The organism is Plebeiibacterium sediminum (assembly GCF_026013605.1).
GTDB classification, from domain to species: Bacteria; Bacteroidota; Bacteroidia; order Bacteroidales; family Marinilabiliaceae; genus Saccharicrinis; species Saccharicrinis sediminus.
Genome location: NZ_JAPDPJ010000016.1, coordinates 47,306 through 70,707, shown reverse-complemented (window position 1 = coordinate 70,707; position 23,402 = coordinate 47,306). Strand labels below are relative to the sequence as shown.

General features: G+C 34.6%; 17 protein-coding genes. 10 read left to right on the top strand and 7 right to left on the bottom strand.

The features are described 5' to 3' along the window. Positions 1 to 15 precede the first annotated feature (15 nt). On the bottom strand, positions 16 to 1,266 hold the full coding sequence (locus OM075_RS09060) for an efflux RND transporter periplasmic adaptor subunit (protein WP_301190180.1): 1,251 nt from the start codon (positions 1,264 to 1,266) through the stop codon (positions 16 to 18). A 254-nt stretch (positions 1,267 to 1,520) separates the two neighbouring features. Between OM075_RS09060 and OM075_RS09055 the strand changes: the two genes are divergently transcribed. After that, positions 1,521 to 2,888 (top strand): sigma-54-dependent transcriptional regulator, encoded by a 1,368-nt coding sequence (locus tag OM075_RS09055; protein ID WP_301190179.1) that lies wholly within the window; start codon positions 1,521 to 1,523, stop codon positions 2,886 to 2,888. 128 nt (positions 2,889 to 3,016) lie between these two features. Further along, positions 3,017 to 4,363, top strand: coding sequence for a sensor histidine kinase (locus OM075_RS09050; protein WP_301190178.1), 1,347 nt, complete (start codon positions 3,017 to 3,019; stop codon positions 4,361 to 4,363). Positions 4,364 to 4,428: 65 nt separating this feature from the next. Here the strand turns inward: OM075_RS09050 and OM075_RS09045 are convergent, their stop codons facing one another. The 3 genes from OM075_RS09045 to OM075_RS09035 are packed head-to-tail and all read right to left on the bottom strand — an operon-like array spanning position 4,429 to position 6,637. Then, the gene (locus OM075_RS09045; RefSeq protein WP_301190177.1) at positions 4,429 to 5,700 is read right to left on the bottom strand and encodes a hypothetical protein; all 1,272 of its coding nucleotides are present in this window, start codon (positions 5,698 to 5,700) and stop codon (positions 4,429 to 4,431) included. A 12-nt stretch (positions 5,701 to 5,712) separates the two neighbouring features. Continuing rightward, positions 5,713 to 6,159 (bottom strand): anti-sigma factor family protein, encoded by a 447-nt coding sequence (locus tag OM075_RS09040; protein ID WP_301190176.1) that lies wholly within the window; start codon positions 6,157 to 6,159, stop codon positions 5,713 to 5,715. After that, entirely contained in the window at positions 6,146 to 6,637 is a 492-nt protein-coding gene (locus OM075_RS09035; RefSeq protein WP_301190175.1) for an RNA polymerase sigma factor, read from the bottom strand. Before OM075_RS09035 ends, OM075_RS09040 begins: the two co-directional genes overlap by 14 nt. A gap of 386 nt (positions 6,638 to 7,023) precedes the next feature. Between OM075_RS09035 and OM075_RS09030 the strand changes: the two genes are divergently transcribed. Beyond that, positions 7,024 to 9,414 (top strand): glycoside hydrolase family 2 TIM barrel-domain containing protein, encoded by a 2,391-nt coding sequence (locus tag OM075_RS09030; RefSeq protein ID WP_301190174.1) that lies wholly within the window; start codon positions 7,024 to 7,026, stop codon positions 9,412 to 9,414. A gap of 121 nt (positions 9,415 to 9,535) precedes the next feature. On the opposite strand, the gene OM075_RS09025 is transcribed toward OM075_RS09030, so the two are convergent. The 3 genes from OM075_RS09025 to OM075_RS09015 all read right to left on the bottom strand — a co-directional run bounded on the left by OM075_RS09025 (position 9,536) and on the right by OM075_RS09015 (position 12,853). Further along, positions 9,536 to 9,910, bottom strand: coding sequence for a response regulator (locus OM075_RS09025; protein WP_301190173.1), 375 nt, complete (start codon positions 9,908 to 9,910; stop codon positions 9,536 to 9,538). Between the two features lie 3 nt (positions 9,911 to 9,913). Next, on the bottom strand, positions 9,914 to 11,962 hold the full coding sequence (locus OM075_RS09020) for a PAS domain S-box protein (RefSeq protein WP_301190172.1): 2,049 nt from the start codon (positions 11,960 to 11,962) through the stop codon (positions 9,914 to 9,916). A gap of 177 nt (positions 11,963 to 12,139) precedes the next feature. After that, positions 12,140 to 12,853: a GntR family transcriptional regulator gene (locus OM075_RS09015; protein WP_301190171.1), complete on the bottom strand. Its 714-nt coding sequence runs from the start codon at positions 12,851 to 12,853 to the stop codon at positions 12,140 to 12,142. A gap of 390 nt (positions 12,854 to 13,243) precedes the next feature. On the opposite strand from OM075_RS09015, the gene OM075_RS09010 reads away from it, so the two are divergent. The 7 genes from OM075_RS09010 to OM075_RS08980 all read left to right on the top strand — a co-directional run bounded on the left by OM075_RS09010 (position 13,244) and on the right by OM075_RS08980 (position 23,394). After that, a complete protein-coding gene (locus OM075_RS09010; protein ID WP_301190170.1) occupies positions 13,244 to 14,569 on the top strand; it encodes a dihydrolipoamide acetyltransferase family protein in 1,326 nt (441 codons plus the stop codon). Between the two features lie 91 nt (positions 14,570 to 14,660). Beyond that, entirely contained in the window at positions 14,661 to 16,061 is a 1,401-nt protein-coding gene (lpdA, locus tag OM075_RS09005; protein WP_301190169.1) for a dihydrolipoyl dehydrogenase, read from the top strand. 103 nt (positions 16,062 to 16,164) lie between these two features. Further along, on the top strand, positions 16,165 to 18,633 hold the full coding sequence (locus OM075_RS09000) for an alpha-ketoacid dehydrogenase subunit alpha/beta (protein WP_301190168.1): 2,469 nt from the start codon (positions 16,165 to 16,167) through the stop codon (positions 18,631 to 18,633). A 193-nt stretch (positions 18,634 to 18,826) separates the two neighbouring features. Then, a complete protein-coding gene (locus tag OM075_RS08995) occupies positions 18,827 to 20,062 on the top strand; it encodes a PHP domain-containing protein (RefSeq protein WP_301190167.1) in 1,236 nt (411 codons plus the stop codon). A 60-nt stretch (positions 20,063 to 20,122) separates the two neighbouring features. Next, on the top strand, positions 20,123 to 21,262 hold the full coding sequence (locus tag OM075_RS08990; protein WP_301190166.1) for an SDR family NAD(P)-dependent oxidoreductase: 1,140 nt from the start codon (positions 20,123 to 20,125) through the stop codon (positions 21,260 to 21,262). Between the two features lie 29 nt (positions 21,263 to 21,291). Next, complete coding sequence (locus tag OM075_RS08985) at positions 21,292 to 21,969, top strand: HAD family hydrolase (RefSeq protein ID WP_301190165.1); 678 nt, start codon at positions 21,292 to 21,294, stop codon at positions 21,967 to 21,969. Positions 21,970 to 22,113: 144 nt separating this feature from the next. Further along, the gene (locus tag OM075_RS08980) at positions 22,114 to 23,394 is read left to right on the top strand and encodes a zinc-binding dehydrogenase (RefSeq protein ID WP_301190164.1); all 1,281 of its coding nucleotides are present in this window, start codon (positions 22,114 to 22,116) and stop codon (positions 23,392 to 23,394) included. Positions 23,395 to 23,402: the final 8 nt, after the last annotated feature.

Here is a 23,402-nt window from a genome sequence, read left to right as displayed (position 1 = left end):
TTTCCCTTTTCCTTTTTACCTAAGTATTATTTTCTCATTATCCCCAAAAACATCATAGCTTGAGGTGATGACTTTTTCGCCGGGCTCGAGACCTTCTATAACTTCATAATATTGTGGATTTTGTTTTCCTATTTTGATGAAGCGTTTTGTGGCTTCTGTTTCGTTATCGTTCAGTACATATATCCATTGTCCTCCTGTTGTTTGAAAAAAGCTTCCTCTGTTGATTAGTATGGCTTTGTTCGATTCGCCTAGCTTAAGTTTTATATGGTAGCTTTGTCCGGTTCTGATGTTTTCTGGTTTTTGACCGTCAAAAACTAAATCAATGTCAAATTTGCCATTTCTAACTTCGGGATATACCTTTTTAATATGGAGTTGATACGAATCCTGGTTTCTTTCAAAGGTACCGGTTAACTCTCTTTCAACTCTATCGATGTAGTGCTCATCAATAGAAGCATTGACTTTGTAATTGGTGAGCACATTGATCATTCCTATTCTGGTTCCTTGTCCAATGGACTGTCCAAGTTCGGCATCCAGCATTCCTAACTGACCATCAACCGGAGCCTTTACATTCAGATGTTCTAAACGTTCGTATACGAGTGATAAGTTCTTGCGCATTTTTTCCAAATCCTGTTCTAAAGTCTTCATGGAAGTAAGGCGTATTAAGGAGTCATTTTTAGCCTTCAGGTAGTTTATATCCATCAATTTTTGCTGGTATTCGTAGTCTTCTTCAGCACGCAGATATTCTTCTTTGGCAACTAATCCGTCTTTATAAAATCCTTTGTATTGTTCATATTTCCTTTTAGATCTTTTCAACTGAAATTCGTTATCCAGTAAATTACGTTTTGAGGATACCAATTCCGATTCAAAGCTTATTTGAGTACTACGCAGGTAGTTTTCTTTTTCGGCTAAGGCAGCCTCGCTGTTTAATATGGTTTGATATAGTTGATTATTCTCCAGTTTTAGAATGATATCGCCCTTTTTTACCATGGCACCCTCTTCAATGTATCGTTCCACTACACGACCGCTTTCAATGGCATCCAAAAAAATGGTAGAAATAGGTTCAACCTTACCGGTAACCGTTATAAAATCATTAAACTGACTATATTTCACTTCGTTTATGGTTACTTTTTCCTTATCAATTCTGTAAACAGATAGGTTGGATGCAAATAACATATTGAAAAGTAAAAAGCACATTACTATGGCTCCAATAGCCCAATATATATGTTTACGTTTGATACCTTTCTTATGCTCTATTACTCTGTCCATAAGTTATGTTGTTATAATGTTTGTTTAATTATTTATTTAAAGTTTGTAGGTAATACCATCAACTTTAAAAGTTATATTCTGTAATTCTTTATTACTGATATTGTGCCAAAGAGTGGTATTATTTGGTTGTTAGGTGATTAGCTTAAATTGAGATATGAGCGGTGTAAAAAAAGTTTACAATAAAATGTATAAATTTTTTACACATCCTTTTTTAGTTAATTCCATTACTTTAAATTTGAGAAAATCCTAATACTATGAATAAAAGAGGAAATATCTTAATCGTTGACGATAATAAAAGTATTTTAAGTGCTCTTGAAATACTATTGATGAAGCACTATAAAATAAAATGTGTATCAAATCCCAACCTGATTACTTCTGTTTTTAACGAAAATGATTTTCAACTCGTTTTGCTGGATATGAATTTTAAAGCCGGATTAAACACCGGTAACGAAGGTTTATATTGGCTAAATTATATCAAAGAACATCATCCTGAAACTTCGGTTGTGATGATAACAGCCTATGGTGACGTTGAATTGGCTGTTAATGCGCTTAAAAAAGGTGCAACAGATTTTATTTTAAAACCTTGGGATAATGCCAAGTTGTTGGCTACCATTGAGTCTGCCATGCAATTAACTATTTCAAAGCAGGAAGTAAACTCATTAAAGCTTAAGGAGAAAGAATTAAAAAAGGCATTTAATAAGGAAGACAAACTCATCATTGGTAATTCTCCACAAATTATGAATGTGCTGAATATGGTTCGTAAGGTGGCTAAAACAGATACCAATGTTTTAATTACTGGCGAAAATGGAACAGGGAAGGAGTTGATAGCCCGGGAAATTCATCGCTTATCGAAACGTCATCATGAAATGATGGTGAGTGTAGATATGGGGGCCATTACAGAAACTTTGTTCGAAAGCGAGTTGTTTGGTCATGCCAAAGGAGCTTTTACCGATGCCAAAGAAGATCGTGTTGGTAAATTTGAAGTGGCCAATAATGGTACCTTGTTTTTAGATGAAATTGGAAACCTTTCGTTTCCCTTGCAAGCCAAACTTCTTGTGGCATTGCAGAGCAGAGAAATTACCCGTTTAGGAAGTAATAAACCGATCCCTATAAACATTAGGTTGGTTAGTGCTACCAATAAAAATCTGGATCAGATGGTTGCAGATAGTTTGTTTCGTGAGGATTTGTTATACCGTATTAATACCATTCAGATTGAAATTCCCCCTTTAAGAGATAGAGGTGAAGATATATTGGTGTTGGCAGATTTCTTTTTGAAAAAGTATGGTCATAAATACGATAAAGCAAACTTAAAAATTAACCATAAGGCTCAGGAAAAACTGTTGGATTATCATTGGCCGGGTAATATCAGGGAATTAGAGCATAGTATAGAAAAAGCGGTTATTTTAAGTGATAGTAGTGTTTTAAAACCTGATGATTTCTTCTTACGTCCTAATGGGCGCACTAATACAGATCCCCAGTCACTGAAGCTCGAAGATATGGAGCAAAATTTAATTAATCAGGCTTTGGATAAAAATCCGGGTAATGTGAGTGCTGCAGCCGATGAATTGGGAATTACAAGACAAACCTTGTACAATAAAATGAAAAAGTTTGGGATAAAATAATACTCAAGGTTATTCAGTCCTCAGTCTCCAGTCTTCAGTCTTCAGTCTTCAGTTGACGGAGGGCTGAAGACAGAGAACTAATAGGTTTACCAAGTAACCATTAACCCTAAAACCAAAAATAATATTCTATGATTAAACGATATCAACTAAAAATGGTCCTTCGCCTGATTCTTCTGGTTCTTATGAGTGGGCTGTGTGTGTGGAGTATTTCTAATTTTCATCCGGTATTAACCATCGTATTGGTTGTTGTTACAATTATATTATTTGTAAATGTTATTTTCTTTCAGAATAAGATTCATGAACACATCAATTATTTTTTTGAAGCTATTTTGAATGATGATTTTAGTCTGAATACCAATAGTAAACAGCAGGATCCAATATTGAGTCGGTTAAATTCCAATATGGGGCGGATTAATGAAAAGATTAAAAAATCTATTGTTGAAAATCAGCAACGGGATCAATACTTTCATGCACTTATAGAGCATATAAATATTGGAGTTTTAAGCTATGATGAAAAAGGCTTTGTGGTACATGCTAATAGTAGTGTAAAGGAACTATTAGGTTTATCGCAGCTTACACATATGAAGCAACTGGATAAATTTAATGCTAAAATTGCAGAGCAAATACTGCAGATGAAATCTCAGGAGCAATTTATGTTTCAGTCCCAGGGAGTAGAACATAAGCAAACGCTTCTAATAAAATCCATGCCTTTTTATAGCAAACATCAGCAATTAATGTTATTAACCATTCAGGATATTGATCAGCAGTTAGACGAAAAAGAACTGGATTCGTGGTTAAAATTAATCAGGGTGCTTACACACGAAATTATGAACGGTATTGCACCTATAACTTCTTTATCTCAAAGTTTATCCGGTTTCTTTACAAATGAGGGAAAGCCGGTTCGCAAAGAAGATTTGGATGAGGATATGATTGAAGCAACCATCAGGGGACTTGCTGTTATAAATAATCAGGGAGAAGGTTTAATTCGATTTGTTGATATATACCGAAAGCTGACTCGCCTGCCTAAACCAAATAAAAAGGCCTTTAAGATAAAGTCTTTTCTTGAGAATAATATCATCTTAAGCCGAGCCGGATCATACGGAAATGATGTTGACATTAGGTTACATGTTGAAGATGAAGAAATGTTGATTGACGCAGATGAAAAGCTCCTGGCACAGGTTGTTATAAATATTATTAAAAATGGATTTGAGGCATTGCAGGAAGTGCAAAATCCTCAGATTACTATCGAAAGCAAAGTAAACGGAAAAGGACAAACAGAAATAGCTATTCAAAATAATGGACCAGAAATTCCTGAGAATGTCATGAATGAAATCTTTGTTCCGTTTTTTACAACAAAAGAAGATGGCAGTGGTATTGGATTGAGTCTTTCAAAACAAATTATGCGTTTACATGGTGGAACGTTAAAGGTTCATTCCGTTCCTGAAAAAACAACATTTATCCTTATTTTGAATTAAAACATAAAAAAGAGCATCTGAAAATCAAATGCTCTGTTAACAAAGAAACTATAATAAAAATCTGGTTAATTACCAGCTATTTTAAACCGGACAAGTCGTAATGGGTTTCCGTTTGTGTTTTTGAGTTTTTGTAGTGCGTAAATATATCCTTTATAGAAAACCATTTTTGAAGGATTGATATTGAGTTCATAATCATCGCATTGAAAGCTGCTTTGACAAACAAACTTGCCATCGTTTTTATATATCCATACATTAAATTTATTCATACCTTCCTCTTTAGGAATTTCAAAAAATAGCAGGTTTTCATCTGAGTCCTTAATAATATGAGAGAATACCGGAATTGGAATTGGATCTTTGATTTTAGATAGATCTTCTTTCATCATATTAAGCAGGGTTTCTCTGGCTATTTTTCCTTCTTCTTCCGATATCCAGGGAACCAGATGGGTATTCAGACACTTGTCAATAGCTTTTTGCTGGATTTCTTTTTGCTCTTCAACGGAAATGTAATTGGTTGCCCATGTGATTTTATCTGAATTTAATAGTTTACCATCTATGCTGTAGGTAAATATTTCTCCTGTGGTTGGAATAGCAACAATGATTTGATTGTTAACACACGCTATTTTAGGAGGAGAACTCATACCTATATTTTTAGTGAAAGGCATTGTGTTCATACTGAAAGATCCTCCTTTTTTAAACGTGTATCTATAGTTAAATAAATCACAGTGATTATTGCTTTCACATCTGTCTGTAAATTTTTCCCAAATTACTTTTTGCTCATTGGTATTATAATCAACAATCGCTACAAAGTCTCTGAATTTAGTTTTCCAGATAACCCAGCCAACAACAGCAATTTTATGATCTGACACAGGAATCATATCACGTGTCATGTAATCTAAAACAAGTTTCTTTTTGTAATGACCATCAAAATCCATGCATTGCATAACACCCATATTATCTAGCCCGGTGAAAAAGTTATTGTTGATGACACCAACTATGTTATTGGCCTTTTTAAACCTTTTTCCAGAGCTATCGGTAATACCAAATTCTTCAATAAAGTTTCCGTTAACATCAAACTTGCTATAAAAATTACGATAGGCATGATTTATAATTAGCGAACCATTGGGCATCATAATAATTGATTTGCGATCGCCCATCGGTTTGTTGTAAATCGTATCATAATACGTTTTAAATACTTCATTCCAATCGTTGTTATTTGCATATTCCGTATCCGGAATAAGTTTTACTGTGCCTTTTTTATAAATATCCACTAATGATTGTGCATTAGTGAGTTGTATGAAAAATAAAAGGATTGCTGTATATATAATTCTTTGTTGCATGATGTTTTAAGTTTAGTTTAAATTAAACTCTGTGGTATGACCATCAGAATCAGTAATGGTGATCATGATACCTTGTTGATCAATAGATTTATTAGCATCAAAAACTTCATCATAACTATTCAGATACATATTTTCAATTTGGCCAGTATTTGTATTAATTGAATAGAAATAGGTAAATGCAATAATTGATGCTGCAGAAATGGTATAAACCAATTTCTTATATGTTGATTTTAAAGATCTTTTCGGTGATTCAGGATATTTAAATTCAGGGACTTCTGTTTTTTGATCATACAGCGCATTTAATGAATGTGTAAAGTCATTGCATATCTGTTTTTGTTCAAGATATTTTTGTTTGCAGTCATTACATGTTGCTATATGAGATTCAATATTTATTGATTCTTCTTTCGATGTTTCCCAATCTATATATTTTTGAATAGCTTCTTCCTCAATACATTTCATACTTCATCTTTTTAAGTATCCCATTTAACTTTTTCAATGTGCGGGATAGTGTTTTTCCAATAGAGCTATATTTAATTCCTGTAATCTCAGCCATCTCCTTATAACTTAATCCTTCACTGTATAATATGGCCAGTTCCTTTTCTGAATCACAGAGAGCGGATAAGGCTTTTTGAATTACCTGTTCCTGAAAACTACGTTCTGCAAGATTTTCGTCCAACATAGATTTATTGTTTTCGTGATCTTCAATGGATACAGTTTTTTGATTGCATTTATTCAGATCCATACACTTATTTAAAGTAGCACGATACAACCAGCTTGTTGGATATTCTATTTTATAACCACTATTTGTTTTTTGATAGTAATACATAAAAACTTCCTGTAGGATATCTTTTGCTTCATCATGATGTAATAACATCTTGATGGCGACCCGATATAATTTAGGGTAGTTGTGTTTGTATATGTGATCAAAATTATTCAATGTTCAGTCTTTGTTTTATTAGTCTGGTTATTGAGATGTTTTGTGACAAGAAAATTAAAAGATTAATAAAAATAAGTTATTTGAGAGGTATAACACATAGTTGTGATTTTTTTTTACTAGTCATTTAAAAACACAAACTCATAAATGATGATTTAAAAATCAGACTAACTTAAATTATTCCCATTTAACTTATGAATTTTCTCTTTTTTATTGAGTTTCCAAGATGTGTAATGTTTAAACTAAAAATAGTAGTGTTTGAACAATTTATTGGTGGTATATGACGGATTTTTAACCGGTGTTTTTTAGCAGGAATACTTATTTTGCACTTTTAAAGTTAAATTAATAATCAGCAGAGAAAGTTGTTCTTTGTGTCTAATAAATCAAATATGATTCATCGTTTATTTTTTGTTTTTGCAGTAATTTTCGCGTTAAATATTTCAGCCAATGGGCAGGGATTTGGCGAAAGGCACTTGATTAACGAACAGTGGTTTTTTCATTTGGGAGATGTTAAATATGGTGGTAGAGAAACAATGGACTGTAGCAAGTGGAGTACAGTTGATGTTCCGCACGATTGGAGTGTAAAGCAAAATGCCAGTCCTGAGTTAGCTAGTTGTACTGGATTTTTACCTGGAGGAATTGCCTGGTACCGAAAAAACATAACCATACCTGAAGCTAAAAAAGGCGAAAAAGTGTATGTGTATTTTGAAGGGGTATATAATAATAGTGAGGTTTTTATAAATGGGAAATGGTTGGGAAAGCGCCCAAATGGTTATATCTCTTTTATGTATGAATTAACTCCATATATTAAATGGGGCGAAGAAAATTCTATTGCAGTAAGAGTTGATCACAGTCAGGATGCCGATTCACGTTGGTATACAGGTTCAGGCATTTATAGGGATGTATATTTGGTTTATGCTAATCCAATTCATATTAATCAATGGGGCGTTGCATATCAGGCTAATGTAAAGGGTAATCAGGCTATAGTAGAGACTAATACAACAATAAATAATAGTACAAATACATCATCAGTAAAAGTAGTTCAGGAACTTTATGATGCATCAGGAAATAGGGTAGCATCAACTTCAAAAAATACTTCTGCTAATGCAAATACAAAGACTGAAGTTACACAATCTTTTCAGTTGAAATCACCAAAACTTTGGAGCGTAAAAACTCCCTATTTATATACTTTAAAAACATCAGTTTTAAAAGGTTCTAAAATTCTGGATCAAAGTGAAACAAAGATAGGTATCAGAACAATTGACTTTGATGCAGATAAAGGATTTTCTTTGAATGGAGTGAATATGAAGCTTAAAGGCGTGTGTTTACATCATGATGCTGGAGTTTTAGGTGCTGCAGTGTATAAATCAGTTTGGAGGACTCGCTTGCAGCAATTAAAAAGTTTAGGTTGTAATGCCATAAGAACAAGTCATAATCCGCAAGCAACGCATTTGTATGAGTTATGCGATGAGCTTGGTTTTTTAGTAATGGATGAGGCTTTTGATGAGTGGGAATATCCAAAGAATAAGTGGATTGAGGGATGGAATCGTGGCACACCTGGTCATCAGGGAACTTCACAATATTTTAGAGAGTGGAGTGAAAGGGATTTGAAGGATCAGGTATTGAGAGATCGTAATCATCCTTCTATCATTATGTGGAGTATCGGTAATGAGGTGGATTATCCTAATGACCCGTATACACATCCTATTTTAGAAAAAGAGGGAATTGGTCAGCAACATATCCGCAAGTATTTACAAGATCATCCTAATGCAAAGCGTTTAGGAGAAATTGCTAAAGAATTGGTTGCCGTAGTTAAAGAGGTGGATACCTCAAGACCGGTTACTGCAGCTTTAGCTGGTGCAGTAATGTCTAATTTTACGGAATATCCTTTTGTTTTAGATGTTGTTGGTTATAACTATACAGAATACAAATACGATATGGATCATGAAAAATATCCTGGAAGAGTATTGTATGGTAGCGAAAACAGACATGATTTACCTGCCTGGCATGCAGTAAGAGATAAGGATTTTATTTTTGGTCAGTTTTTGTGGACAGGTTTTGATTATCTTGGGGAGTCTGGACCTTGGCCGTCCAGAGGTTTTACTACTGGTTTAATTGACCTTGCCGGAAATATTAAGCCACGAGGTTATTTTCGTCAGTCGCTGTGGCTTGAAAGTCCTATGGTGTATGTGGGGACTTATAAACCACATGGAGATTGGCTATCAATGGATGCACCCAAAGTTTGGAATTATTCTGAAAATGAAAAAGTAAGGGTAGCTTGTTATACTAATTGCGAAGAAGCTGAATTGTATTTAAATGGAAAGCTTCTAGGAACGCGCAAACCCTATGATGATGAAACTGGCATTATTTACTGGGATGTTAATTATGAATCCGGGGAATTAAAAGTGGTGGCATACAATAAAAAGGAGGAAGTAGTTTCTGATTCTGTTATTACAAATTCATACCCTGTTAAGCTTTCAGCGCAGGTTTTAGAATCCTCTGATGATGATGTAAGACAAATTGTAGTAAAAGTTCTCGACAAAGATGGTAAACAAGTAGTAATGGCAGATAATGAAATTACATGTAATGTTGAAGGTGGAACTTTATTAGGATTAGAAAATGCATCCAATGATGTTGCTTTAAATTACCAGGATAACAAACAACGTTGTATTCACGGGCAGCTGTTGATTTATGCAAAGCATATTGATAGTACTAAACCGATGATTGTTAAGTTGTCATCTCCATTATTGGATTCAATAACTTTGGAGGTTAGTAAATAGAATTAAAGAAATAGATAAGTATAGATTTAAAGATACATTCTGTAATTACAAGGTAGTTATGGGGTGTATCTTTTTTTTTTATTAATTGTTTATCTAAGATAGATAGAGTAGTTGAGTTTTGTTATTGTTCCAGATTCTTCTGAATTGCATTGTTTAATTCAACCATATTGAAGGGCTTTTTAAAATAGTCGGAAATTAAACCCTTGGTTAAAGCCTCATCTATTTCATCATTAATTTCATATCCTGAAATAATATAATAACATTTGTCGGAGTATTGTTGCTGTGCTTTTTTTATAAATTCTATGCCATTCATTTCAGGCATTTTCATATCGCTGAATATTAGCTTTATTTCAGGATGTTTTTGCATTAAATCTAAAGCCTTAAAGCCTGATTCAGCTGTAATTACATTATAATTTTTGCTAAATAGTTTGTCAAATAACATTAGGTTAATTGACTCGTCATCAACGTATAGTAAAGTATTATTTTCGTCTGCCATTATTTATTTTATTATTGGAAATACAACACTGATTTCAGTCCATTCGTTTTCCTTGGAGTTTATTGTTATTTCTCCCTGGTGTTCTTTAATAATATTGTATGTTATTGATAATCCTAAGCCAGTGCCTTTGCCAGGTTCTTTTGTTGTAAAGAATGGATCAAAAACATTGTTAATGATATTTTTAGGAATTCCAATACCCGTATCTGCAATTTTAATAAATATATTTTTGTCATCAAACCATGATGCAATAGATATTGTACCCTCAGAAGATTGTAATGCTTGAATAGCGTTATATATGATATTTAAAAATGCCTGATGTAATTTCCCTTCATTTCCACTTATATACGGTATATTTTGTTTTAAATCCTTTTTTATCGAAACTTTATTTGAAATTTGTGTTTTTAATATGGCCAAACAATTATTTATGATTTTGTTAACGTTACAACTATCTTTGTCATTTTCATTGTTTCTGCTGTAATGGTTTAAGCTGGTCACTATGTCGCTGGTTCTTTTTACCCCTTCTTTAATAGCGTTCAAGTAGGTTTCAACTTCATTATCGTTACATTCCGGTTTTTCCTCAAAATAATTTTCAAGGGCAATGCTTCCTCCATGAATAAAGTTGAGAGGATTGTTAATTTCATGAGCAATACCTGCAGAAAGAAGTCCCAGAGATGCCATTTTTTCTGATTGAATTAACTGCTCCTGCGTAGAATGCAGGTTTTTAAGTGTTTTTTCTAAATTAATTTTTTGATTTTCAAGCTGACTGTTGATATGTTTTAATTCTTCATTACTTTTATCCAGCTCGGCAGTTCGCTGTTGTACCAGCTTTTCAAGGTTTTCTTTATGTTGAATTAATTCATTTTTAATCGCATTTCTTTCTGTAATATCAATAAAAGCATTCAATCTTAGGTATTCATCTTTTAATTTAAATCGAAGACAGGAATAAAGAAATTCTTTTTCTTCGATATCTTGTATGTTAAGTGTAATTTCTAAGTTGTCTATTTTACCTTTACTACGTATTTCTTTTTCAACGTAGTCAAGCGTTTCCCTGGGTGGTATAACATTTAATTCGAAAGGATCTTTGCCTATGGTTTCCTCTTTAGTTAGTTTAAATGATTTACAAAAAGCATCATTAACAACAATGTGCTTCATCTTGTCGTCAATAACAGTGATCGGATAGGGAGTGGATTCAAGTAGTAACCTAAATAAATGTTCGCTTTCTTTAAGTGCATTTTCTGTTTCGATAAGTTCTGTAGTATCTATCAAAACACCCATGATAGCAGGACGTTTTTGATAGTTCATTCTGTTACCTAAAACTCTTAAATTTAATATTTTGCCATCTTTCCTGATTCCTTTAAACTCATACTTCAGAGAATTATCTTTACCAGCAATTCGTTTTTCTATATTTTTTTTAACGTATTCCTTGTCATCATCATGAACCATTTCGTTGGGAGAAATTTTTCCTAATAATTCCTCTGGTTTATATCCAAAAATTCTGCAAAATTGGTTATTAGCATATTTAAGTTTGTGGTCTTGAATAATATATACACCAACCAATGAGTTTTCTATCAGACTACGGTATTTTTCTTCGCTTTCTTTTAGTCTTTGTTCAATTTCGCTTTGTTCAGAAATATCCAAAATTGTGCCGGTAATGGCTGGTTTTCCCTTGTAAATAATACGATTACCAATGGCTTTAACTGTTTTTATGTAGCCGCCTTTAATAATGGTTCTAAAGGAATATTCTATAAAAGGTAATTCGCCTGAGAATCTTTTGTTTATGTTACTTCTTACTTTATCCTTGTCTTCTGGTACAACAATATCTAAAGGGATGATTTTGTCTATCACTTCCTCTGGAGTATAGCCGTTGATGTTACACCATCCTTTACTTACAAATTTAAATCGATTGTCCTGTATAATATAAAGACCAATGAGAGGATTGTCAATGAGGTTCTTAAACACAGTATGGCTTTCAAGATGCAGATTATCCGGATTAATGGAATCATTGTTTCTTGGGTTTGAGAAATATTTTAAGAGTTTACTTACGAACTTCATTTAAAGGTGTTTGATATATATAGTTATACTAATATACTGATATATGATTTAATTTAATAGCTTAAATAGAATCATTAATCAAATTATATATTAGAATGACTGCTTTTGTGTTTTTGTAAATAAAGTACGATGTGTTCTTAATGTGTTTTTGCTCTTGAGTAAAAAATATTGTTAGTGTTAAAAAGTACCTATTAAAGCATACTTGTCAGCATTACAAAAAACCTGGCTGTAAAACGAAAAATTAGGTCTGCTTGTGTCCATTTTTCTGTCTAGCTGAATAATGGGTTGATCTTTACTTACGTTGAAGTAGTCCTGTATTTTTTCTGTGGCCAGTATAGCCTGAATCTTTTGTTCTCCGCCAGTAACCTCGAGTTGGTAACTTTCTCTAAGGATGTTAAACAATGACTTATTTTCAAAGTTATGAGAAGTAAACCTGGGGAGATTTATGTTTGGAATAACAGTGATGTCATAAAATACAGGATCGTTATTTATTAGTCTAAGCCTTTCCATATAAATGCAACCAAATTCCTTTTCATGATCAGATATATCAAAAGAAAATGCGCTTTCAAACGGTCTGATTTCGGGTTTGATAAGAATTTTTGTAGTAAGATTTTCGCTGCCTAAGGCAGAGGTTGTACCTCCCAGAGAAAGGATGCCAACACCTTTAGGAGTTCCTTTAACAATACTTCCTTTCCCTTTTCTTTTAATGATAAAACCATCGTTTACTAATTTGTCAAGTGCTTTTCTAATGGTAGGACGTGTTACCCCATAGGTGGCGCATAAATCATTTTCAGAAGGCAAAAGATCGCCAACAGCATATATTCCTTCAGAAATATGCTTTCTCAGCGTTTCGTAAACTATTGTATGTTGCGGTTTCTTATCTGTATTCATTGATTTCCTCCCGATGTATTCATGCATGTTATGTTGTAAACACACATGAATTGTTAGATAAATTAAATTGAGGATGGCTCAAAAGTAATAAAAATATCATTTAAGAATTTCAATCAACTACTTTTTGAATGATTTGTTCTGTCTCTCCATGTTTCCTTAAAAAACTATAGAGGAAACTCATCTATTTCTATACTGTTGGTATTCCAGATATAAATCTATTAATAAATACATGTAATTACAAGCGCTATTACATGTAAATACAATAAATTTATTTTAAAAGTATGTAAAGTAAAGAAAACTAGCAGTTAAGAAAATTTTTATTAAAAAAATAAACTTTCAACTTGTAATTACAAGTTGAAATATATAAGTTTGATGTAAAATAATTTTTCTATGGCTACAGTTGTTATAATGCCCCGTCAAGGGCAGTCCGTTGAATCCTGCATTTTTACCGAATGGTTTAAGCGGGTAGGAGATGAAGTAAAAAAAGGTGATATTCTATTTGCCTACGAAACAGACAAAGCATCTTTTGAAGAAGAAGCTGCTGAAGATGGAATTCTTTTAGCGGTTTTCTGTGAAGAGGGAGATGAGGTTCCTGTATTGCAAAATATTGCGGTAATTGGAAATCCAGGAGAAAGTATTGATGAATTTAGACCAGGAGGAGCCTCCTCAGAAACTACAGATATATCTAATACTGTTGAAGCAGATGTTTCAATGGTAACTGAAGAAGAACCAGTTGCTGAAGTTCAACTACAGGAAGTTGTTTCTGATGCAGAGGTTAAAATATCACCAAGAGCAAAAAGGCTTGCCACAGAAAAGGGTGTAATATATCAGAGTATTGTAGGTACTGGACCAGAAAATAGGATTATAGAAAGAGATATTGAAGCATACCTTGCGTCTAAACCAAAAGTTACTCCATTAGCTAAGGAAGTAATGAAGCAGGAAGGTTTAGCTGTAGCAGAACAGGGAACAGGATTAGGAGGATCGGTTAGAGCGACAGATCTTACTTCTGTAAATCCGGTTTATGCAGATGATTATGAGATTAAAAAGTTACCTAATATCAGAAAGTTGATTGCTAAAGCAATGCATGCATCCTTGCAAAATTCAGCTCAGTTAACACACCATTTAGGAGCTGATGCCCGGAGAATTATGGAGTTGAGAAAACTGGTGAAAGCCAAAGAAGGAGCTGCAAATATCACGATTAATGATATGGTTTGTTTTGCAGTAATTAAAGCTTTACAAAAATTCCCTGATGCAAATGCCCACTTCTTAGGTGATAGTGTTAAGTATTTCAATAAAGTTCATTTAGGATTGGCAGTTGATACAGATCGAGGATTAATGGTTCCGGTTATTAAAAATGCGGATGATTTATCGATTTCAGGTTTATCCCGACAGTTTAAAGAAATTGCAGAGTCATGTCGAAAGGGAAGTATTGATCCTGAATTATTGTCTTCAGAGGCTGCATCATTTACCGTTTCAAACCTTGGAAATTACGGTGTTGAAATGTTTACTCCGGTTATAAATTTACCTCAGGTTGCCATATTAGGTGTAAATACTATTGTTCCACGTCCGGCAGATATTGGGGGTGGGGTTTATGGATTTGTGCCTTACATGGGACTGAGTTTAACATACGATCATCAAGCCTTAGATGGTGGAATGGCTACCAGATTTTTAAAGCAGATTGCCATTGAGATTGAGAATTTAGAGATTGAGTTTTAGATAGTTTTTAGAAAATGGGTTGAAGAAAGGAATGTTTTTAAGGTTGGCGTTCCTTTCTGAAAACCTCTTCAGATTAAATAAACAAATACTTATGTATGATTTAGCAATAATAGGAGGAGGTCCTGGCGGTTATGTAGCTGCAGAAAGGGCTGGCACTAAAGGATTAAAAGTAGTTTTAATAGAAAAAAAAGAACTTGGTGGTGTATGTTTAAATGAAGGTTGTATTCCAACCAAAACGTTATTGTACAGTGCAAAAATATATGATAATGCGGTTGGAGGTTCTAAATATGGCGTGGAGTCGAAAGAGGTAAGTTTTGATTTTGGTAAAATGATGAGCCGTAAGCAAAAAGTAGTGAAAAAGCTGGTAGGTGGAGTCGGTGCCAAAATGAAAATGTTTAATGTAAAAACAATTAAAGATACTGCTTATATAAAAGGACGAACTCAGCAGGGAATAGAAATTTCAACTTCTGAAGAAGAGATTGTTGCAGCTCATTTGCTGATCTGTACAGGATCTGAAGCTTTTATTCCACCTATTCCTGGTTTGGGAGAACCAGGTGATGTTATTCTTACCAATCGTGAAATTCTTGAATTAAAAGAAAAGCCTGATTCACTTGTGATTATTGGAGGTGGGGTAATTGGGATGGAGTTTGCCAGTTTCTTTAATAGTTTGGGAACAAAAGTTACAATAATAGAAATGTTGGATGAGATTCTTTGTGGTATGGACGTTGAGATGAGCGCTATGCTACGTCAGATGTATGCTAAAAAAGGAATTGAATTCAATTTATCTTCAAAAGTTACAAAGGTGGAAGGTAATGTGGTAACCTTTGAAAAAGATGGGAAAGAGACTATGCTATCCGGAGATAAAATATTAGTAAGTGTTGGTCGTAAGCCAGTAACTACTGGATTTGGATTGGAAAACCTTGGAGTAGAGTTGTTCCGTGGAGGCATTAAGGTGGATGATAAGATGAAAACCAACGTACCTAATGTATTTGCAGCTGGCGATGTTACTGGATTTTCATTGTTAGCACATACTGCCAGCCGTGAAGGAGAGGTGGTTGTGAATAATCTTTGTGGCAGAGAAGACCGAATGAGATATAATGCCATTCCCGGAGTTGTTTATACCAATCCTGAAATAGCAGGAGTAGGGTTAACAGAAGAAGCAGCCAGGCAAAAAGGAATTGCTTATAAAGTAGCTAAACTGCCGATGGCTTATGCCGGTAGATTTATTGCTGAAAATGAAGGAGGATCAGGGTTGTGTAAAGTATTGGTGGGAGCTAAATACGGAGAAGTGTTAGGTGTCCACATGCTTGGAAATCCATCCAGTGAAATGATTTATGGAGCTTGTATGGCTATAGAGGCTGAACTTACATTGAAAGAACTAGAGGAAGTTGTCTTTCCTCATCCAACTGTTTCAGAAATATTTAAAGAAACGGTGTTTGATTTCGGACATATAACGAGCAACGCTAAAAGTACCGCTATCAAAGTATCTTAAAATTAGTAATTGTAAAAAAAATCAAGAGTACTAGGTGATTGTCAAAGGTGTAGATAAAAAATCATCTTTTGTCTGTTGTCTATGATCTAAAAATCTAAATAATATGCCAAAGTCACAATTTATTGATCCTAAGCAGGTCAGAAAATCAGGAAAAATTGAATTTAAAGACATTCCGGTTAACCAATATGATAAATCCATAGAGGATGAAAAGGTTAATTTTTCGAAGAAACAATTCATTGCAATTTATCATGATATGGCATTAATCCGCCATTTTGAAACGATGATTAACTTAATTAAGATTCGTGGTGAATATGAGGGAATTGAATACAATCATCCTGGCCCTGCTCACCTTTCTATTGGTCAGGAATCAGCCGCTGTTGGTATGGCTTATCATCTTGGTGTTGATGATTTTATTTTTGGTTCGCACCGATCTCATGGTGAAATTTTGGCCAAAGGTATGTCAGCTATCAGCAAAATGTCTGATGAGGAGTTGAATGACATGATGAAAAATTTCTTTGGTGGAACCATTCTAAAAATTGTATCAGATGGGCATCAGGGTGATATGAAATCATTGGCACGCAGATTTTTAGTTTATGGAACTCTGGCTGAAATTTTTGCCAGAGAAACAGGATTTAATAAAGGTCTTGGTGGTTCCATGCATGCCTTTTTTACACCACTTGGAGTATATCCAAACAACGCTATTGTTGGTGGTTCCGGCGATATTGCTGTGGGAGCTGCATTGTATAAAAAAGTAAATCAAAAAGACGGTATTGTTGTCGCAAATATTGGTGATGCATCAATGGCTTGCGGACCAGTTTGGGAAGGTTTAGCCTTTGCTTCAATGGATCAGTTTGAGCAGTTATGGGAAGGTGCCTATAAAGGCGGATTGCCAATCATCTTTAATATCATGAATAACCAGTATGGAATGGGAGGCCAAACTTGTGGCGAAACTATGGGTTATGATATTGCAGCACGTATTGGAGCTGGCGTAAACAGAGATAGTATGCATGCTGAACGCGTTGATGGTTACAATCCATTGGCAGTTATTGATGCTTACAAAAGAAAAATGGAATTGATTAAAGATAAAAAAGGCCCAATCTTATTAGATGTCCTTACTTATCGATATAGTGGTCACTCTCCTTCTGATGCTTCTTCGTACAGAACTAAAGAAGAAATTGAAGCATGGGAAAATCAGGATTGTATTGTTTCTTATGGAAATGAATTGGTTAAGGCCGGTATCACAACACAAAAGGAATTAGATGCCATTCAGGCTGATATTGTGGAGTTGATGAAATATGCCATGACATTAGCTATTGATGAAAAAGTTTCTCCTCGCATGGATCTTGAAAAACATCCTGAATTAATTGGAGATATGATTTTCTCTAACCAAAGTGTTGATAAAATGGAAGATCGTCCAGTAGAGGTGAATCATCCTATGGAAGAGAATCCAAGAGTACAGCAAATTGCAAAAAAAGAAAGATATGCCTTCGATGCAAATGGAAAGCCATTTTCTAAGATTAAGCAGTATCAGTTAAGAGATGGTTTGTTCGAGGCCATTGTAGACCGTTTTTATAAAGATCCAACTTTAGTGGCTTATGGTGAAGAGAACCGCGACTGGGGTGGTGCTTTTGCGGTGTATCGTGGATTAACAGAGGCTTTGCCTTATCAGCGATTATTTAACTCGCCAATTTCTGAGGCTTCTATTATTGGTACAGCTATTGGTTATGCCATGTGTGGAGGTAGAGTAATTCCTGAAATTATGTATTGCGACTTTTTAGGTCGTTGTGGAGATGAGGTGTTTAATCAATTACCAAAATGGCAGGCAATGTCAGGTAATGTTATTAAAATGCCTGTTGTAATTCGTGTTTCTGTAGGATCTAAATATGGTGCACAACACTCTCAGGACTGGTCTTCATTGGTAGCACATATTCCTGGATTAAAAGTGTGTTTCCCTGCAACACCATACGATGCAAAAGGATTAATGAATACGGCTTTACAAGGAACTGATCCTGTTGTATTCTTTGAAAGTCAGAGAATTTATGATGTAGGTGAGCAGTTCCATAAAGAAGGGGTGCCAGAAGAGTATTACGAAATTCCTTTTGGAGAACCGGATATTAAAAGAGAAGGTAAGGATATTACTATTTTATCAATAGGAGCAACTGTGTACAGAGCATTGGAAGCTGCCGAAGAATTAGAATCTAAATATGGAATGTCGGCTGAAGTGATTGATGCCCGTAGTATTGTTCCGTTTAATTATGAACCGGTAATTGAGTCGCTTAAGAAAACCGGAAGAATTATTTTAACCAGTGATGCTAATGAAAGAGGCTCGTTCTTAAAAGATATGGCTCAGCGAATTACCGAGTTGGCATTTGATGAATTGGATGCGCCACCGGTAGTAGTAGGTTCTCGTAACTGGATTACTCCTGCATACGAATTAGAGCAATACTTTTTCCCTGGAAAGGATTGGATTATTGATGCCATTCACGAAAAAATTGTTCCATTAAAAGGACATGTGGTTAAAAATAACTTTACCAATGCTGAAATTATAAGAAGAGGAAAACTAGGTATTTAACATTTATATTCTGCTCCGGGTACATGTTTGGGAATGTATCCGGAACTTTTATCTTCTTCAAGTTAAAGTGTAATGTTCCAACTATATAAATAGTCTCTGTCAAAAAAATCTACGAATGAAAAATCTTTGAAATAGATGAAAGACTTTGGCTGCAGAGCGACTGTTTTCATCAGTTAATCTATCTAAATTACACATGGAAAATCTATCTACACTTCCAGAAAAATCAGAACAACTTGCAGGAGCAAGTGTTGGCATTAATTTAAAAAACGAACAAATATTAAATGTAAACGCACATATTCATAGCCCATATTCATTCAGTGCATTTAAAGATATCCCGGAAATATTTGAATTGGCAGCAAAAGAAGATGTTCGGGTTTTAGGAATCAACGATTTTTATTCAACTGATGGATATGAACAATTTAACGATCTGGCATTAAAGTATAAGATCTTTCCTCTTTTTAATATTGAGTTTATAGGAGTTAATTTACAAGATAAAGAAAAAGGTATCCGACTAAATGATCCAGGTAATCCGGGACGGGTTTACTTATCTGGTAAAGGATTAAGTAATCCTCCTAAATTAGATGAACCTTATTTTACCCAGGTTAAAACAATAAAAGAAGAAATTGTAAAACGAGTAGGTCAGATGGCTGAAAAAATCAATGAGCTTTTTGAAGAAATCAATTCGGATATTCGGATTTACATGGAGGAGATTTTAGAAAAGTATGCCATTGATTTAGTGAGAGAAAGACATGTTGCTAAGGCTGTTCGTGTAAAAGTATTTGAAAAGTATAATACAGTAGAAGAGCGATATCAGTTTTTTGAACAATTATATTCAGGTAATCAGCCATCTGCTAATTTAGAAAGCAATGCAGAGGTTGAAAATGAAATCAGAAATATGTTGCTCAAGGCAGGAAAAAAAGCCTTTGTGGAGGAAAACTCAAAAGCATTTCTGGAAGTATCTGTAATAAAAGATATCATTTTAAATGCAGGAGGTATTCCAACTTATCCTTTGTTGGCAGATAACCCTAAAGGAGAATATACCAGGTTTGAGCAAAATAAAGAAGTTTTATTGGAAGAGTTAAAAGCTCGAAACGTGTATTCAATAGAGTTTATTCCTAATCGTAATGAATTAAACAGACTAAAGGAATATGCGATGTTTTTTTGGAATAATGGATATCTGGTTACGTTTGGAACAGAGCATAATGCACCAGATATGATCCCAATGACTGTTGAAACAAGAGGGGGTATTCCATTGGATGAAGAATTAAGAGAGTTATCCTATAAAGGAGCTTGTGTTGTGGCTGCACATCAACATCTGGTTGCAAAGGGCGAAGATGGATTTGTAAAAGCAAATGGTGATCGTAATGAGGAAAGTCTTGATTATTTTGTTGAACTGGGACATACTGTAATTAGTAAATACATGCAGTAGATCATCATGATAAAGACTACTGCAAACAAAATTTAGATAATAAGGATTGATATTAATAATATGGCAATTAATAAAAAAATAGTTGAGATCTTACCTGCTCTCCGGATGATTTTATCTGAAGATAAAATTAAGGTTGCTAAGGTATCTGGCAGTGAAAATGGAGTTGAACCTCAAATAAAAGTTAAGGTCTCTGATGATTCTTCAGAAACAATTCATCAGTTAAAGGCGCAAATTGAGCTTTTTCAACAACAGAATGGAGTACTTCCAAAGGTTATACTTTTAGAAGGAATAGGTCTTGTGGCTGTTGCAGAAACCAGTTTTGAAACAGAGCAATTATTGCTAAATCAGGCCTTTGATGAAAATATTGTTGCAGAAGGAAGAGCTGTCGGTAAAACGGCTATCATAACAGGTGGAGCTCAGGGATTTGGTGGCGGCCTGGTGGAAAGCATAATTAAAGATGGAGGAAACGTTGTTATTGCTGACTTAAACGAGGAAAAAGGAAAGGCATTTGCAGCAGCATTAAATCAGAAGTCAAAATATAATAAAGCGCATTTTGTAAAAGTCGATGTTTCAGATTTAGCTTCAGTAGACCATCTTGTTTATGAAACGGTTTGTGAGTTTGGAGGATTTGATGTTTTTATATCAAATGCGGGTGTGCTAAGAGCTGGAGGTTTGGATGAAATGACTCCGGAAGCTTTTGAATTTATGACAAAGGTAAATTATACCGGGTATTTTAATTGCGCCAAAAGTGCATCGCCTGTATTAAAACTTCAAACAGCTAATAAACCCGGTTATTTTGCAGATATCATACAAATTAATTCAAAATCAGGATTAAAAGGTAGTAACAGAAATTTTGCTTATGCAGGCGGAAAGTTTGGAGGTATTGGTTTAACCCAATCTTTTGCATTGGAATTAATGCCAAGTCGTGTAAAAGTAAATTCCATTTGTCCTGGTAACTTTTTTGATGGTCCGTTATGGAGCGACCCTGAAAAAGGTTTGTTTGTGCAATATTTAAATGCAGGCAAAGTAAAGGGAGCTAAAACAATAGAAGATGTAAAGGCCTTTTATGAAGCTCAGGTTCCTGCTGGCAGAGGGTGTACTGTTTTGGATGTTATGAGAGCGGTTTATTATGTGATGGAACAGGAGTATGAAACAGGGCAGGCTATACCTGTTACTGGTGGACAAGAGATGTTAAAATAGTAATAATAACAGAGGGAATAGGGATTGGTATGGAAGTAAAAGCTGTAATTTTTGATTTGGACGGAACGTTGATTGATTCAATTGAGGATATTGCGGATGCAAACAATAAGATGTTGAGTGATTTTGGTTTTCCTGTTCATGGAGTGAAAGAATATATAAAGTGGATTGGTAATGGAGCCCGGTTATTGGTTGAAGCCTCTCTACCTCCGAAGGAAAGAGGTGGTGATATAGCTCGGTTTTTAAGTAAGTATAACAGCTATTATCAACAAAATACACATCATAAAAGCAAGGTTTTTTCTGGTATTGATAAAGTGCTTGATGCTTTAACTGAAAAAGGAATACCCATGGCTATAAATACGAATAAACCTCAGCATCTTACAGATGAGGTTGTGGGTTATTATTTAAAAAAATGGCCGTTTAAATGTGTCATTGGTCATAGCAACACATTTCCTCATAAACCAAACCCCAAAGGAGCATTACATTTTGCAAAACAAGTAAACTGTGATCCAAAAAATGTGTTGTTGATAGGTGATTCTGTTGTGGACATACAAACAGCCAAAGCTGCAGGTATGATGCCAATGGGCGTGAGTTGGGGTTATGGGCAGCCGTGCATTGAAGGGGATTGTTTAAAAATTGTCAATCAGCCTCTGGAAATATTAGAATTTGTGGAAAATAATATAAATGAAACCAGCATAAAGGAAGTATGATTTATCCTATTTCAAAATAGAGAGCAAGTTTCATTTTAACATTAAACTTAAAACAAGTATATGAAACGAGCAGAATAAAAGATTTCTCACACCTGAGGATGATTGAGTTTTGTGAGTTCCATGCGACGATAAAAAATTAAACGCATGAAAACTAAAGCTGTACGATTATATGGAAAGGCAGATCTTCGTTTAGAAGAATTTGATTTGCCTGAAATTAAAGATGATGAAATATTAGCAAAGGTAGTTTGCGATAGTCTTTGTATGTCATCCTATAAAGCCTCAAACCAGGGAACAGATCATAAACGGGTTCCTAATGATGTGGCTGATAATCCGGTGATTATCGGGCATGAATTTGCCGGTGAATTGGTTCAGGTGGGTAGTAAATGGAGTTCTCAGTTTAAGGAAGGAGATAAATTTTCAATTCAGCCTGCTTTAAATTATAAAGAGGGACCGGTTGGGGTATTGAGTGCTCCAGGATATTCCTATCATCATATTGGTGGCGATTCAACTTATGTTGTAATACCAAATGAGGTAATGGAGTTGGGCTGTTTATTACCTTATAAAGGTGATGGATTTTATCCTGCATCGTTATCAGAGCCACTATCTTGTGTTATAGGTGCAATTCATGCTAATTATCATACTACCCCGGGTTCATACATTCATAATATGGAAATTGTTGAGGATGGTAAGATGGCTTTATTGGCAGGTGTTGGTCCTATGGGATTAGCAGCCATTAATTATGTGTTACATCGTGAAGATCGGAAACCATCTTTATTAGTTGTGACAGATATTGATCAAACTCGTTTAGACAGGGCTGCTTTATTGTATACTGTTGATTTTGCTGCTTCACGAGGTATTGATTTACGATATATCAATACTGGAGAAATGGCGGATCCTATAGCTGGATTGAAGGCCATTTCGGGAGAAGATGGGTTTAATGATGTGTTTGTTTTTGCTCCGGTAGCTCCTGTAGTAGAGCAGGCAGATGCTATTTTAGGTTTTGATGGTTGCTTAAACTTTTTTGCAGGTCCCTCAAAGCAGGATTTTAAAGCACAAATGAATTTTTATAATGTGCATTATGCCTATACTCATGTGGTAGGAACCAGTGGTGGTAATACTGATGATATGAAGGAGGCTTTGGATATTATGTCCAAAGGATTGGATCCGGCAGGTTTGGTAACACATGTTGGGGGTTTAAATGCAGTGATTGATGCAACCTTGGATTTACCCAATATACCAGGGGGTAAAAAGTTAATTTACAATCATGTAGAGATGCCATTAACAGCTATTGCTGATTTTAAGGAGTTAGGTAAAAATAATGCCGTATATTGCATGCTCGCTGATGTGTGTGCTAAAAATAATGGCTTGTGGAGTGTCGAAGCAGAAGAATTATTATTGGCAAATGCAGGAGCGTTGCAATACTAATTAAAAAA

What these genes read in the sequence shown, in the direction of transcription:
- OM075_RS09060 (WP_301190180.1), bottom strand. Translation starts at nt 1,266, where the DNA reads ATGGACAGAGTAATAGAGCATAAGAAAGGTATCAAACGTAAACATATA.
- OM075_RS09055 (WP_301190179.1), top strand. Translation starts at nt 1,521, where the DNA reads ATGAATAAAAGAGGAAATATCTTAATCGTTGACGATAATAAAAGTATT.
- OM075_RS09050 (WP_301190178.1), top strand. Translation starts at nt 3,017, where the DNA reads ATGATTAAACGATATCAACTAAAAATGGTCCTTCGCCTGATTCTTCTG.
- OM075_RS09045 (WP_301190177.1), bottom strand. Translation starts at nt 5,700, where the DNA reads ATGCAACAAAGAATTATATATACAGCAATCCTTTTATTTTTCATACAA.
- OM075_RS09040 (WP_301190176.1), bottom strand. Translation starts at nt 6,159, where the DNA reads ATGAAATGTATTGAGGAAGAAGCTATTCAAAAATATATAGATTGGGAA.
- OM075_RS09030 (WP_301190174.1), top strand. Translation starts at nt 7,024, where the DNA reads ATGATTCATCGTTTATTTTTTGTTTTTGCAGTAATTTTCGCGTTAAAT.
- OM075_RS09025 (WP_301190173.1), bottom strand. Translation starts at nt 9,910, where the DNA reads ATGGCAGACGAAAATAATACTTTACTATACGTTGATGACGAGTCAATT.
- OM075_RS09020 (WP_301190172.1), bottom strand. Translation starts at nt 11,962, where the DNA reads ATGAAGTTCGTAAGTAAACTCTTAAAATATTTCTCAAACCCAAGAAAC.
- OM075_RS09015 (WP_301190171.1), bottom strand. Translation starts at nt 12,853, where the DNA reads ATGAATACAGATAAGAAACCGCAACATACAATAGTTTACGAAACGCTG.
- OM075_RS09010 (WP_301190170.1), top strand. Translation starts at nt 13,244, where the DNA reads ATGGCTACAGTTGTTATAATGCCCCGTCAAGGGCAGTCCGTTGAATCC.
- lpdA (WP_301190169.1), top strand. Translation starts at nt 14,661, where the DNA reads ATGTATGATTTAGCAATAATAGGAGGAGGTCCTGGCGGTTATGTAGCT.
- OM075_RS09000 (WP_301190168.1), top strand. Translation starts at nt 16,165, where the DNA reads ATGCCAAAGTCACAATTTATTGATCCTAAGCAGGTCAGAAAATCAGGA.
- OM075_RS08995 (WP_301190167.1), top strand. Translation starts at nt 18,827, where the DNA reads ATGGAAAATCTATCTACACTTCCAGAAAAATCAGAACAACTTGCAGGA.
- OM075_RS08990 (WP_301190166.1), top strand. Translation starts at nt 20,123, where the DNA reads ATGGCAATTAATAAAAAAATAGTTGAGATCTTACCTGCTCTCCGGATG.
- OM075_RS08985 (WP_301190165.1), top strand. Translation starts at nt 21,292, where the DNA reads ATGGAAGTAAAAGCTGTAATTTTTGATTTGGACGGAACGTTGATTGAT.
- OM075_RS08980 (WP_301190164.1), top strand. Translation starts at nt 22,114, where the DNA reads ATGAAAACTAAAGCTGTACGATTATATGGAAAGGCAGATCTTCGTTTA.